12 protein-coding genes are annotated in these 13397 nt (G+C 73.9%); 9 read left to right on the forward strand and 3 right to left on the reverse strand.

Features of this window, described 5'->3' with window-relative positions:
• Positions 1 to 364: 364 nt before the first annotated feature.
• The gene (locus tag ACPCUX_RS06030) at positions 365 to 1552 is read right to left on the reverse strand and encodes a DUF6318 family protein (protein ID WP_423388370.1); all 1188 of its coding nucleotides are present in this window, start codon (positions 1550 to 1552) and stop codon (positions 365 to 367) included.
• Here ACPCUX_RS06030 and ACPCUX_RS06035 point away from each other — a divergent pair.
• The 4 genes from ACPCUX_RS06035 to ACPCUX_RS06050 all read left to right on the forward strand — a co-directional run bounded on the left by ACPCUX_RS06035 (position 1547) and on the right by ACPCUX_RS06050 (position 5616).
• Entirely contained in the window at positions 1547 to 2446 is a 900-nt protein-coding gene (locus tag ACPCUX_RS06035) for a carbohydrate ABC transporter permease (RefSeq protein WP_423388414.1), read from the forward strand. The genes ACPCUX_RS06030 and ACPCUX_RS06035 overlap by 6 nt on opposite strands.
• Complete coding sequence (locus ACPCUX_RS06040; RefSeq protein ID WP_053370565.1) at positions 2443 to 3351, forward strand: carbohydrate ABC transporter permease; 909 nt, start codon at positions 2443 to 2445, stop codon at positions 3349 to 3351. Before ACPCUX_RS06035 ends, ACPCUX_RS06040 begins: the two co-directional genes overlap by 4 nt.
• Before the next feature lie 100 nt (positions 3352 to 3451).
• Positions 3452 to 4834, forward strand: a complete 1383-nt coding sequence (locus ACPCUX_RS06045; RefSeq protein ID WP_053370566.1) for an ABC transporter substrate-binding protein — start codon at positions 3452 to 3454, stop codon at positions 4832 to 4834.
• A complete protein-coding gene (locus tag ACPCUX_RS06050) occupies positions 4831 to 5616 on the forward strand; it encodes a glycerophosphodiester phosphodiesterase (RefSeq protein WP_423388371.1) in 786 nt (261 codons plus the stop codon). The genes ACPCUX_RS06045 and ACPCUX_RS06050 overlap by 4 nt, the downstream gene beginning before the upstream one ends.
• Before the next feature lie 93 nt (positions 5617 to 5709).
• Here ACPCUX_RS06050 and ACPCUX_RS06055 read toward each other — a convergent pair whose 3' ends face one another.
• Entirely contained in the window at positions 5710 to 6381 is a 672-nt protein-coding gene (locus tag ACPCUX_RS06055; protein ID WP_423388372.1) for a hypothetical protein, read from the reverse strand.
• A 115-nt stretch (positions 6382 to 6496) separates the two neighbouring features.
• Between ACPCUX_RS06055 and ACPCUX_RS06060 the strand changes: the two genes are divergently transcribed.
• On the forward strand, positions 6497 to 6922 hold the full coding sequence (locus ACPCUX_RS06060) for a ChaB family protein (protein WP_423388373.1): 426 nt from the start codon (positions 6497 to 6499) through the stop codon (positions 6920 to 6922).
• Between the two features lie 116 nt (positions 6923 to 7038).
• Here the strand turns inward: ACPCUX_RS06060 and ACPCUX_RS06065 are convergent, their stop codons facing one another.
• Complete coding sequence (locus tag ACPCUX_RS06065) at positions 7039 to 7980, reverse strand: ribonuclease Z (protein WP_034650392.1); 942 nt, start codon at positions 7978 to 7980, stop codon at positions 7039 to 7041.
• Positions 7981 to 8059: 79 nt separating this feature from the next.
• Here ACPCUX_RS06065 and ACPCUX_RS06070 point away from each other — a divergent pair, with 79 nt between their 5' ends.
• From ACPCUX_RS06070 to ACPCUX_RS06085, 4 genes are all read left to right on the forward strand, one after another.
• Positions 8060 to 8749, forward strand: a complete 690-nt coding sequence (locus ACPCUX_RS06070; RefSeq protein ID WP_171468463.1) for a histidine phosphatase family protein — start codon at positions 8060 to 8062, stop codon at positions 8747 to 8749.
• A 104-nt stretch (positions 8750 to 8853) separates the two neighbouring features.
• A complete protein-coding gene (locus tag ACPCUX_RS06075; protein WP_168944492.1) occupies positions 8854 to 9723 on the forward strand; it encodes a tryptophan 2,3-dioxygenase in 870 nt (289 codons plus the stop codon).
• A gap of 1043 nt (positions 9724 to 10766) precedes the next feature.
• The gene (kynU, locus tag ACPCUX_RS06080) at positions 10767 to 12065 is read left to right on the forward strand and encodes a kynureninase (protein ID WP_423388415.1); all 1299 of its coding nucleotides are present in this window, start codon (positions 10767 to 10769) and stop codon (positions 12063 to 12065) included.
• Positions 12062 to 13258, forward strand: a complete 1197-nt coding sequence (locus tag ACPCUX_RS06085) for a PaaX family transcriptional regulator C-terminal domain-containing protein (protein WP_423388374.1) — start codon at positions 12062 to 12064, stop codon at positions 13256 to 13258. The genes kynU and ACPCUX_RS06085 overlap by 4 nt, the downstream gene beginning before the upstream one ends.
• The last annotated feature ends 139 nt before the right edge of the window (positions 13259 to 13397 follow it).

A 13397-nucleotide genomic window follows, 5' to 3' on the forward strand; every position in this document is an offset into this window, starting at 1 on the left:
GTGCCGTCCGCGCCGATCTCACGGGTCTGGCGGTACAGCGCGCCCAGATAGTAGGAGTTCGCGTCGCACTCGAGCCCTTCGGTGACGAGCCGCTCCCACTCGGCGCAGCGGCCCGAGAGGTCGGACGTCGGGTCATCGAGGCCATCGAATAGTGCGCACGTCGTCTGCGCCGCGCGAAAATACTTCTCTGTCGTTGGCGTGCCTGGTCGACCCGTTTCGTAGTCGCGTCCGCCTCGAGTTTGGACCTCCGCTTCTACGGATACGTTCTGACCCTCGATGTCCCCAGTGGTGCTCCAGTCGCCAGGGGGAAACGCGAGCGCGAGACCACTCGTCGCGACTACGCCCAGGGTCTGCAGAGACGGCACTAGGCACCATCCTCAGGGAGTGGCGCGATCTCAACAATCACCCAGTCGTCATCCGACTTCCCAACTTCTATCCGAACCGCCATGGATGTCGCCGACTCGCTGGCGACTTCCGATCCATCAGCTGCTGTGACCTTCAAGGCATCCTGGGAGAGCGTCCCGTCCAGCGGAAACACACCAGTCTGTGGATCTCTCACGTACTTGAAAGGGTCGTCCATGTCCAGCGTGATGCGACCGCCCTCGTAGGCGCTTCCAGATTCGCGGAGCCATTCGACCTTGTCTAGGGAAGCCGCGCAGTATCCGCATTCTGCGTGTGACATTGCTTCCCACTCCGCGCTGTCCTGGCTCGACATCATGTCGGAGTAGAGCCCGAGAAAGTACTCCGCCGCCGCAGCAGCACCCTCGGCGTCGTCGCGCTCCATAGCCGCGGGTCGTTCGGGCTTCGGTGGCCCGGTCGTGGTCGGCTCGGGTTCGGGCGTCTCCGTGACGGACGGCTCGGCCGACGTCTCGACCGGCGGTGACGGCGCGGGTTCACCCCCGCCGGTGCACCCGGCGACCAGGCACCCGGCCGTCACGACGACGCCCAGGGCGAGCGTTCGCCGTCGGGCGTTGCTCCTCGACCGGAGCGCTCGGGCGCTCCCCACCGTTCCTGCCGGTCGTCCTCCGACCGGCGCATGACGCCTACGACTCACCAGACCCCCTGCCCGCGAACCGGGCGCGGCCCGGACCGGGCGGCACCGCGCGAACGCCACGAACCTAGCGAAACGCCGCGCGAGGCGGAACCGTCCGTCCCGCCCTGTGGACGACGCGTCACGAGGTGTCCACCACGTGACCGCTCCACAGGTGCGGGTGGCGCGGCGGGCACGGCTCGGTGAACGTTGCCCGACGCCCGTCCCCGCACCCGCCCATTCCCGCACAAAACCGGCGCCGCCGCTTCCTATGCTCCGAGTGGCCGCCCACCCGCAGGACGGGTGCCGCGCCGGCCGTGACCTGCACCCTCGGACGAGCGGACCTGTGCTGTGACCACCGTTCTCACCCCGGAGTCCCCGGGCTCCCCGGGCGCGCCCCGCGGCGCCGCGCCGGGCCCCACCTCCCCGGCCACGGGCCCGGGCGCGACCCGCCCGGGCGCGCCGGGATCGCCGGCCGGCCCGACGTCGTCGGGCACCGACCGCGAGGTCCAGACGCTGCACCGCAGCCGCCTGGGCGCGCGCCGCCGTCGGCGCAACCTGCTGTGGGCGCTCCTGCTCGCGGGCCCGAACGTCCTGCTGCTGCTGGTGTTCGTCTACCGGCCGCTGCTCCAGAGCTTCTACCTCTCGACCCTCCAGTGGAACCTCGGGTCCCCGGTCGCGCGGCCGGTCGGGCTGGGGAACTACGTCGAGTGGTTCACCGCTCCGACGACGGGCCGCATCGTCACGACGACGCTCGTCTTCACGCTCGCGACCGTCGGCGGCGCGATGGTCCTCGGCCTGGGCCTGGCGCTGCTCCTCAACCGGAAGCTCCGGGGCCGGGGAGTGGCCCGGACCGTCGCGTTCGCGCCCTACGTGCTGTCGGGCTTCGCGGTCGGGATCCTGTGGCTGTTCATGTTCGACCCGCGCTACGGGCTGGTCCGGGAGCTGCTCGGCTGGGTCGGCGTCGCGTCGCCGCAGTGGTACACGCAGCGCCCGTGGCCGCTCGTGATGATCGTCGTCGTCTACCTGTGGAAGAACCTCGGGTACGTCGCCCTCATCTACCTGGCGGGCCTCCAGTCGGTGCCGCAGGACCTCAAGGACGCCGCCGCGCTCGACGGCGCGTCGTCGGCCCGGACGCTGCGCTCGATCGTCCTGCCGCTCCTCACCCCGACGACGTTCTTCCTCGTCGTGACGATGCTCCTCGCGTCGCTCCAGTCCTTCGACATCATCAAGGCGATGACGCAGGGCGGCCCGCTCGGCTCGACGACGACCCTCATGTACTCGATCTACGAGGAGAGCTTCGTCAACGGGCGCGCCGGGTACGCGTCGGCGGTCGCCACGGTCCTGTTCCTCGTGCTGCTCGCGGTGACCGCGGTGCAGATGCGGTTCGTCCAGCGGAAGGTCCACTACGCATGAGCGCCGTCGCGCCCGCCCGTCCCGAGACGGCGCCCGCCACGCCGGCCGCCCTCGCGCCCCGCCCGTCGGGCGCACCCCGTGCCCGACGCCGGGCCCTCCAGCCGGGCGGGTACCTCGCCCTGGTCCTCGCGACCGTCGTGCTCGGCGCGCCGCTGGTGTGGATGGTGCTCGCGAGCATGAAGACGCCCGCCGAGCTGTACACCGTCCCGCTGCAGTGGCTCCCGGGCAGCGTGAACCTCGACAACTACGCGCAGGCCGCAGACTCGATCCCGCTGGGGCGCCTGCTGCTCAACAGCGTCGGGATCACGGTCGTGGGCGCGGGCCTCAAGGTCGCGCTGGGCCTCACGTGCGCGTACGCGCTCGTGTTCCTCGACTTCCCGTTCAAGAAGGTCGTGTTCGGGCTCGTCATCGCGACGCTCATGATCCCGCCGCAGATCACGATCATCCCCAACTACACGCTCGTCGCGAGCCTCGGGTGGCTCAACACCTACCAGGGCATCCTCGTGCCCGGCCTGGCGAGCGCGTTCGGGACGTTCCTGTTCCGGCAGCACTTCCTCACGCTGCCGCGCTCGATCCTCGAGGCCGCCGAGCTTGACGGCGCGGGGCACTGGCGCAAGCTCTGGCGGTTCGTCGTGCCGATGAGCACACCGACGCTCGCGGCCGTCGCGCTCGTGTCGGTCGTGACGGAGTGGAACGACTACCTGTGGCCGTTCCTCGTCATCGACCGGCCCGACAAGATGACCCTCCCCGTCGGCCTCACCCTGCTGCAGAACACCGACGGCATGACGAACTGGGGCGTCCTGCTCGCCGCGACCGTGGTCGTGACGCTGCCGATCCTCGTCGTCTTCCTCGTCCTGCAGCGCCGCCTCGTCGCGGGCCTCACCGCGGGCGCCGTCACCGGCTGACCCGCGCGCCCGCCCGGCCACCAGACTCCCCGGCCCGCCCGCAGCGGTCCGGGTTCCCCGAAGCGCACCGAGACCCGGTGCACGACCTGAAGGAGCACCTGTGTCCCACCGCACCGCACCCGGCGCGCGCCGCCGTCGGGCCCGCGCCGCCGCCACCGCCCTCACGGCGGTCACCGCCCTCGCGCTCACCGCGTGCGCCGGCCCGAGCGTGGCCGGGGCCGACGGCGCCGGCACCGCGGGCGACGACGCGGCGGCCGAGGCCGTCGACTGGTCCGCCGTCGAGCCCGCGTCCGAGATCACGTGGTGGAGCAACCACCCCGGCACGTCGCAGGAGATCGAGCAGGAGCTCATCGACCGGTTCGAGGAGGAGTCCGGCATCACGGTCAACCTCGTGACCGCGGGCGCCAACTACGACGAGGTGGCCCAGCGCTTCCAGGCCGCCTCGCAGACCGACGAGCTGCCCGACGTCGTCATCGCGTCCGACGTGTGGTGGTTCCGCTACCACCTCAACGACCAGATCCTGCCGCTCGACGACGTGCTCGAGTTCGTCGACGCCGACGCGGACGACTTCCAGCCCGCGCTCTATGCGGACTACGAGTACGACGACCAGCACTGGGCCGTGCCCTACGCGCGCTCGACGCCGCTCTTCTACTACAACAAGGACCTGTGGACGGCGGCCGGCCTGCCCGACCGCGGCCCCGAGACGTGGGCGGAGCTCGAGGAGTGGGACGCGTCGCTCAAGCCGCTCGTCCCGTCGGGCGGCTCGACGCTCGGCCTGTCCACCGGGCCGTCGTGGGGCGCGTGGTGGTTCGAGAACATGATCTGGGGCCAGGGCGGCGCGTACTCCGACGGGTTCGACCTCACGCTCGACTCGGAGGAGTCGGTCGCGGGCGGCCAGTTCCTGCACGATCTCTTCCACGAGAAGGGCGTCGCGACGCTCTCCGCGGACGACGCGATGGTCGACTTCTCGTCGGGTCTCATCGCCTCGACCATCGGCTCGACGGGCTCGCTCAAGGGCGCGCTCGACGCGGCGTCGTTCGAGGTGGGCACGGCCTACCTACCCGACGGCCCTGACGGCGGCGGCACCCCGACCGGCGGCACCGGGCTCGCCATCCCGGCGTCGAAGTCGCCCGAGCAGCAGCTCGCCGCGGCGATGTTCCTCGCGTTCCTCACGAACACCGAGAACACCGCGTACTTCTCGCAGAACACGGGCTACATGCCGGTGCGCACGTCGGCCGTCGAGTCCGACACCATGAAGGCCATCTACGAGGCGACGCCGCAGTTCCGCACGGCCGTCGACCAGCTCGCCGACAAGGCGCGCCCGCAGGACGACGCGCGCGTCTTCATCCCGGGCGCCGACGCGCTGCTCAACGAGGCGATCGAGCAGATCGTCATCGAGGGCGCCGACCCGGCGGCCGCGTTCGAGTCCGTCGCGCCGCGCATCGAGACGGCGTACAGCGAGAACGTGGAGCCGTACCTGTGACGGCGACCGCCCTCGCGCCCACGGGCGCGGTGCCGGAGCGGGCTGCGCGCCCGCGGGTGATCGCGCACCGCGGCAACAGCTCCGTCGCGCCGCAGAACACGCTCGCCGCGTTCGAGGCGGCGTGGCGGGCCGGCGCGCACAGCATCGAGATCGATGTGCAGCTCACGGCCGACGGCGAGCCCGTCGTCATCCACGACGACACCGTGGACGCGACGACGTCCGGCAGCGGCACGGTCGCGCGGCTCGACCGCGCGGCGATCCGGGCGCTCGACGCCGGGTCGTGGTTCTCCCCGGCGTTCGGCGGCCAGCGCGTGCCGACGTTCGCCGAGGTCGTCGACCTCCTCGTGCGGCGGCCGGGCACCGACCTGCTGCTCGAGCTCAAGGGGTCGTGGACGGTCGAGCAGGTGCGGCGCGTCACCGGGCCGATCCGCTTCGCGGGCATCGCCGACCGGGTCGTGGCGCAGAGCTTCTGGCCCGAGACGGTCGCCGCGTTGCGCGAGGCCGACCCGGGCCTGCGCCGCGGGCTGCTCGTCGTGGCGCTCGACGACGACGTGCTCGCGCGGTGCGCCGAGCTCGACGTCGTGACGTGCAACCCGATGGGCGCGCTCCTCCTCGAGGACGCGGGCCTGGTGCAGCGCCTGCACGACGCCGGTCTCGAGGTCGCGGTCTGGACGCTCAACGAGCCCGCGCACTGGGCCGCCGCGGTCGACCTCGGGGTGGATGCGATCATCACCGACCGGCCCGACCGGCTCGCAGGCTGGCTCGCGGCCCGCGGGGTCTGAGGCCCGGACCGGTCGCACCGGGGTCGCGCGCCGGACGGTCGTCGTCCGGCGCGCGGCCCCGGTCTCGCGCCCCGCCGCGGACGCCTCCCGGGGTCAGCGCACGACGATCGTCGTGACGACGTCGGTCACGCTCGGCCGGGGCGGCGTCGACCCGAAGCCGAACCGGACCGGCGGGACGACGTCGCGCAGGTCGCCCAACGACGTCCCGTCCCAGCGCGTCTGCGCGGCGACGAGCGCGCGGACGTCCGTCGCGCCGTAGTGCTCGGTGCGCCCCGGCCCCGCGCTGCCCCGTGTCCGGACCCCGCGCAGCAGCACGCGCGCGACAGGGTCGGTGAGCACGGTCGCGTGCCGCGACGTCGCGACGCGGTGCGGCACCGCGCGCAGCACATGACCCAGGACGGTGCGCGGCCCGACGGCGAGCCGCGCCTCGAGCGGCCCGGCCACCACGTGCCAGCCCGGCCGGCTGCCGCGGCCCGGTCGCGCACCCGCCTCGTGGTCGCGGGTGGCAGCGGGCACGGCGTGGGCCGGCTCGTCCGTGACGCCGACCGGCACCAGGACGACCCGGTCGAAGCGGTAGGTCGACGCGACGAGCTCCGCGACGGGGCGCGACGGCGCGAGGAGGAGGCGCTCGCCGTCGGGCCGCTCGACCATGACGTCGGCGAACGCGCCGAACGGCGACGCGTCCCAGCGCCCGACGACGACGCGCGTCCCGGACGCCGTGCCCCAGCCCGCGATGCGGCCGCGGAACCGCAGGACGCTCGACATCCCGGCAGCGTAGGCCGCGCCCGGCGCGCCCGCCCCCGTTCGGCGCGCGAGCCGTCGCCCGGGGCGGGACGCTCGGGGGAGGCGGCGACCGCCGTCGGGCAGCAGGAGGTGACCCGTGCCGAAGACGACGCGCGACGGCGACGCGAGGCAGTCCGAGATCCCCAGCACGCTGCAGCGCTCGGACGAGAAGGCGCAGCGTACGTTCGCGAAGGCCTATGACGCCGCGAGGGAGCAGTACGGCTCCGAGGAGCGCGCGCGGCGCGTGGCGTTCGCGGCGCTCAAGCACACGCACGAGAAGATCGGCGACCACTGGGAGCCGAAGGACGAGCCCGGCCCGTCCGACGAGCGCGCCGAGGAGGGCGGACTCGACGCGAGCACCGACACCGCGGGCGGCGTCGACGCGAACGCGACCAAGGAGCACCTGCTCGACGTCGCGCGCCGGCTCGACGTCGACGGCCGCTCGACCATGACCAAGGACGAGCTCGTCGAGGCGATCCAGCGCGCCAACGACCGCGCGACCCGCCGCGCCCGCGGCGACTGACCCGCAGACCCCGCGACCCCACCTCCACCTCGCGCGACCGCGCCTCTACCTCGCCGAGGTAGAGCCCCGGTTCCGCGAGGTAGAGCCGTGGTCCTCGGGCGGTCGGCTCGTCGGGGTCAGGCGGGTCGACGGCGGTGGGGGACCCGCACGCGGTCGAGGTCCTGCGCGACGGTGAGCTCGCCGTCGAACACCTCGCGGGCCTCGCGCCAGAACTCCGTCGGGTCGGGGTACCGCTGGGAGAAGTGCGTGAGGACGAGCGACCGGACGCCCGCCTCGGCCGCGACCGTCGCCGCCTGCCGGGCCGTGAGGTGGCCCCAGCGCTCGGCCTGCTCGCGGTCGCGGTCGAGGAACGTCGACTCGATGACGAGCAGGTCGACGCCGTCCGCGAGCCGATGCACCGCGTCGCACAGGCGCGTGTCCATGACGAACGCGAACGACTGGCCGGGCCGGGGGCCGCTCACGTCGTCGAGGGTGACGGTCCGGCCGTCGGGCGTCGTGACGCGGCCCGCGCGCTGCAGCTCGCCCACGACAGGCCCCGCGAGCCCGTGACGGGCGAGGAGCGCGGGGTCGAGCGACCGGCCGTCGGGCTCGTCGAGGCGGTAGCCCACGGCCTCGATCGTGTGGTCGAGACGCTCGGCGCGGAGCGTGAAGCCCGGCTCGGGGCGGCCGGGGACGGGCGGGACCACGCCGTCCGTCGTGACCGGCTGGAGCTCCAGGTGGCCGCGGCGGTAGTGGGCGCTCGCGTCGAGCAGGTGGTTCACCCACCGCTGGCCCGACGCCGGGTAGGTCACCCCGATCGTGTGCCGCACCCCGTCGCCGCTGATGCGCTGGGAGACGCCCGCGAGGCCGAGGCTGTGGTCGCCATGCAGGTGCGTGATCGCGATGCGCGTGAGGTCGGTCGCCGACACGCCGGCGAACGTCATCTGCCGCTGGGTGCCCTCGCCGGGGTCGAAGAGGATCGCCTCGTCGTCCCAGAGCAGGACGTACCCGTTGTGGTTACGCGTGCGGGTCGGGACCATGCTGGCCGTCCCCAGGACGACGAGCTCGCGGCGGGACATGGGCCCAGCGTGCCACGCCGCGCTCGCTGCCGGGCTCGTAGGGTGGCAGGAGACCCCCGCACCCGAGAACCGGAGAACCATGCGCCTGCTCCTCGTCCGTCACGGACAGACCCCGTCCAACGTCGCCGGCCTGCTCGACACCGCCCTGCCCGGGCCGGGCCTCACCGCCCTCGGGGCGCGCCAGGCGGCGGCGATCCCGGACGCGCTCTCGGGCCGCGTGGTCGACGGCGTCGCGGTGTCCACGCTCGTGCGCACGCACCTCACGGCGGCGCCGCTCGTCGAGCACCACGGTCTGGAGCCGCTCGAGCTGGACGGCCTGCGCGAGGTCGACGCGGGCGACCTGGAGATGTCCGCCGACCACGACGACCACGCTCTCTACCTGGAGACGGTCTTCGCCTGGGGCCGTGGCGAGCCCGACCGGCGGGTGCCCGGCGGCCCCGACGGCACCGAGTTCCTCGACCGGTACGACGACGCCCTCGCCGCCGTCGCGCGGACCGGGTGGGAGACCGCCGTCGTCGTGTCGCACGGCGCGGCGATCCGCGCGTGGGCGTGCGCGCGCGCCGCGGGTGTCGACGTCGACCGGCTCGCGTGGACCCCGCTCGCGAACACCGGGCTCGTCGAGGTCGAGGGGGACCCCGCGTCGGGCTGGCGGTTCGTCGGGCTGAGCGACGGGCCGCTGGGCGGCGCGTTCCTCGACGACCTCGTCGCGGAGGACCCGACGGGAGAGTCCGTCGACGAGGAGGAGCGCCGCGCCGCGGCGGACGACTGAACCCCTACCACCCGGTCGGAATGACGCAATGATCAGATCATTGCGTCATTCCGACGCATCGCACGGATCTGGCGGTCGTCACGTTCGTGACATACGCTCGACGGATGGCCGACGCACCGCTGCCCGCGCCGAACGAGCGCGCGCTCGAGTCCGACATCGTCACGGACCTGCGCGAGCAGATGACGTACGGGTCGTACCTGCACCTCGACACGCTGCTCGCCGCGCAGGAGCCCGTGAGCGACCCGGAGCACCACGACGAGATGCTGTTCATCGTGCAGCACCAGACGACGGAACTCTGGCTCAAGCTCGTGCTGCACGAGCTCCTGTCCGCGCGCGACCTGCTCGCCGCCGACGAGCTGGGCGCCGCGCTCAAGCGCGTCGCGCGCGTCAAGCACGTGCAGCGCACGCTCACCGAGCAGTGGTCCGTGCTCGCGACCCTCACCCCGAGCGAGTACGCGCAGTTCCGCGGGTTCCTCGGGCACGCGTCCGGCTTCCAGTCGTGGCAGTACCGCGCGGTCGAGTTCCTGCTGGGGAACAAGAACGCGCGCATGCTCGACGTGTTCGACGCCGAGCCGGACGCGCGGGCCGAGCTCGCCCGCCTGCTCGCCGAGCCGAGCGTCTACGACGAGTTCCTGCGCCACCTCGCGCGGCACGGCCACGACGTCCCGCAGCACGTCCTGGACCGCGACGTCACGGTCGCGCACACGCTCGACGACGACCTCGTCGAGGTCTTCCGGCGCATCTACGACGACCCGGAGACGTACTGGTCCGCGTACGAGACGTGCGAGGAGCTCGTCGACCTCGAGGACAACTTCCAGCTCTGGCGGTTCCGCCACATGAAGACGGTGCTGCGCATCATCGGCACCAAGCGCGGCACGGGCGGGTCGAGCGGCGTCGGCTTCCTCCAGCGCGCCCTCGACCTCACGTTCTTCCCCGAGCTGTTCGCCGTCCGCACCGAGATCGGGCGGTCGTGAGCCTCGGCCGGGCGGGCGACGGCGGCACCTGGCTCCCGCCGCTCGCGGACGCGCACGTGCACCTCGGCCTCGTCGACCCGGTCGCGGTGCGCCGCGGCGGGATCGCGGTCGTGCACGACCTCGGGTGGGTGCCCGACGTCGCGCGCACCTGGCCCGGACGCCCCGGCTTCCCGGCGGTCGCGTTCGCGGGCGCGTTCCTCACCGCCCCCGGCGGCTACCCGTCGGACCGGTCGTGGGCGCCCGCCGGGTCGGTCGAGGAGGTCGGCTCGCCCGAGGCGGCCGTCGCCGCCGTCGACCGCCAGGTTGCCGCGGGGGCCTCGTTCGTCAAGGTCGCCCTGCACTCCGGCGCCGGTCCGGTGCCCGACGACGTCACCCTCGCCGCGCTCGTCGGTCACGCCCACGCGCGGGGCAGGGACGTCGTCGCGCACGTGGAGGGGCGCGGCATGGCGGCCCGTGCGTTCGAGGTGGGCGTCGACCGGCTGGCGCACGCCCCGTTCAGCGAGCGCCTGCCCGACGACCTCCTGGCGGCGATGGCCGGCCCCCGCGCCGAGCACGCCGTTCCACCTGGTCGAGCACGGGGTTACGGGCGAGATGAGCCGGATGGCGACCGTAACCCCGTGCTCGGCGGGGCGGGGGTGAGGAGGGTGAGCTGGGTGAGCACGCTCGACGTGCACGGGTGGGGAAGCCCGACGGCCGAGCAGGACGTCGCGATCGACAACGTCCGACGGTTCGTCGCGCTCGGCGGGACGGTCGTCTACGGCACCGACCTCGGCAACGGCCCGCTCCCGCCCGGTGTGAACGCCCGCGAGCTGCGGGCGCTCGCGGAGGCCGGCCTCGACGCGCGCGCCCTCCTGGGCGCGATCGCGCACGACGGCGCGGTGCCCGACCCCGAGGGCGCCGCAACCTGGGTCCCCGGCGAACCGCCCGACCTCGACGACCCCGACGACGTGGCCGCGTGGTTCGCGCGCGCCGTCGTCGTGGCGCGACCCGAGCCCCACGGTGCGCCGCGCGCACCCCGCACCCCGCACCCCGGAGGACACGCGATGACCGACCGCACCGACGGCACGACCACCGACCACGCCGCGCGGTCGGCCGAGCTCGACGCGGCGGACCCGCTCGCGCGGTTCCGCGACGCGTTCGTCGCGTCCGACGAGGTGACCGCCTACCTCGACGGGAACTCGCTCGGCCGGCCGACGCGCGCGTCGGCGGAACGGCTCGCGCGGTTCGCGACCGACGTCTGGGGAGCGCGGCTCATCCGCGGCTGGGACGAGGAGTGGTACGAGCTCCCGCTGACGCTGGGCGATCGGATCGGCGCGGTGACGCTCGGCGCGGCGGCGGGCCAGACGTTCGTCGGGGACTCGACGACCGTGATCCTCTACAAGCTCGTGCGCGCCGCGCTCTCGGCGCCGCAGGTCGCGGGCCGCGACGAGATCGTGCTCGACGCCGGGAACTTCCCGACGGACCGGTACGTGCTCGAGGGCGTCGCGCGCGAGCACGGCGCGACGCTGCGGTGGATCACGCCCGACCACGACGGCGGCGTGACCCCGGAGCAGGTGGCGGAGGTCCTCTCCGACCGCACCGCGCTCGTGCTGCTGAGCCACGTCGCGTACCGGTCGGGGTACGTGAGCGACGCCGCCGCGATCACGACGCTCGCGCACGACGCCGGGGCGCTCGTCCTGTGGGACCTGTGCCACTCCGCGGGCGCGGTCCCGGTCGAGCTCGACGCGTGGGGCGTCGACCTCGCGGCGGGCTGCACGTACAAGTACCTCAACGGGGGTCCCGGCGCGCCCGCGTTCGGCTACGTGCGCGCTGACCTCCAGGGCGCGCTCACGCAGCCGATCCAGGGCTGGATGGGGAGCGCGGCGCCGTTCGAGATGGGTCCGGCGTACGCGCCGCACGACGGCGTCCGGCGCTTCCTCTCGGGGACGCCCACGATCGTCGGGATGCTCGCGATGCAGGACATGCTCGACCTCGTCGACGCGGCCGGGATGGCGGCGGTCCGCGCCAAGTCCGTCGCGCTCACCGAGCACGCGACCGCTCTCGTGGACGACCTGCTGCTCCCGCTCGGCGTCCGGTACGCGTCGCCGCGCGACCCCGAGCGCCGGGGGAGCCACGTGACCGTCGACCACGACGCGTTCGAGGCCACGCTCCCGCTGCTCTGGGAGCGCGGCGTGATCCCCGACTTCCGCCGCCCGAACGGACTGCGCCTCGGCCTGTCCCCGCTCTCGACGAGCTTCGACGAGGTGCGCGTCGGCGTCGAGGCGGTGCGCGACGCCCTGGCCGAGGTCCTCGGCGGCCGGCCGAGCGGGCCGACGGTGCCGGGCGCGGCCGGGCCCGCGTGATCCTCGACGACCTCGACTCCCGGCCCGGGAGCACGACGTCGTTGCTGCGCACCGTCGTCGGGCTGTACGTCCGGGACCTGGGCGGTGCGGTCGCGGTGGCGGACCTGGTCGACCTGCTCGGCGCGCTCGGCGTGCCGCCCGCGGGGGCGCGCAGCGCGGTCTCGCGCGTCAAGGCCAAGGGCCTGCTCGTGCCCGAGACGCTCGACGACGGCCGCGCCGGGTACCGGCTCGCGCCCGACGCCGGGCCGATGCTCGCGCGCGGCGACCGGCGCATCTTCGGGTACCGGCAGCAGGGCGACGACGACCCGTGGTGCCTCGTGTCGTACTCGTTGCCGGAGGAACGGCGCGACGCGCGGCACCAGCTGCGCCGGCACCTCGCGTGGATCGGTGCGGGGAGCGTCGCGGACGGGCTGTGGATCACGCCCGGTCACCTCGTGGACGAGGTCGAGGAGATCCTCGTGGCGCTGGAGGTCCGGGACGCCGCGACGGTGTTCCTCGCGGGGGCGCCGCGCGTCGCGGGGTCGTTCGCGGACGCGGCGGCGCGCTGGTGGGACCTCGACCGGGTCGCGGCGCTGCACCGCACCTTCCTCGCCCGGCACGACGACGCGGGGGCCGACGGCGCCCCGTCCGCTCGAGCGGACGAGCCGCGCGACGCGTTCGCGCGGTGGGTGCGGGCCGTGGACGACTGGCGGCCGATCCCGTACGCCGACCCCGGGCTGCCGTCGGTCGCGCTGCCCGCCGACTGGCCCGGGACGGCGAGCGTCGCGCTCTTCGGCCGGCTCGGGCACGGGCTCGCGGACGCCGCGTCGCACCACGTCCGGGTCGTCGTCGGGCACCGAGGGGAGCACAGTGAGGGGATGAGCGACGTGACGCACGACCTTCCGGCCGCGGTGCGGACCCTCGTCGAGGCGACGAACGCAGGCGACACCGCCCGGTTCCTGACCGCGTTCACCGAGGACGCCATCCTCGACGACTGGGGCCGCCGCTTCCGCGGCCGCACCGAGCTCGCGAGCTGGGACCGGACGGACAACATCGGCAAGCGCTCGCACTTCGAGGTCTCCGGGCTGCGGCCGGGGGCGACACCCGACGAGGTGCTGCTCGACCTCACGGTCTCGGGGGACGGGTACAACGGGCCGGGCACGTTCACCGTCCGCCTGCGCGACGGGCTGATCGCGAGCCTCGTCATCTCCTGACCTGGGGCCGCGCGCACGCGCAGCCTCTCGCGGATGGTCGGCAGCCCGACATGACCGACAGGTCCGGCCGCTCGTGCGCACGGTGAGGTGGGGTCGATCACACCGGAGCGACTTCACCCGCCACGCGTTCTGGACGCCC

The sequence above is a fragment of the Cellulosimicrobium sp. AB352 genome, assembly GCF_049538415.1.
GTDB lineage: Bacteria > Actinomycetota > Actinomycetes > Actinomycetales > Cellulomonadaceae > Cellulosimicrobium > Cellulosimicrobium funkei.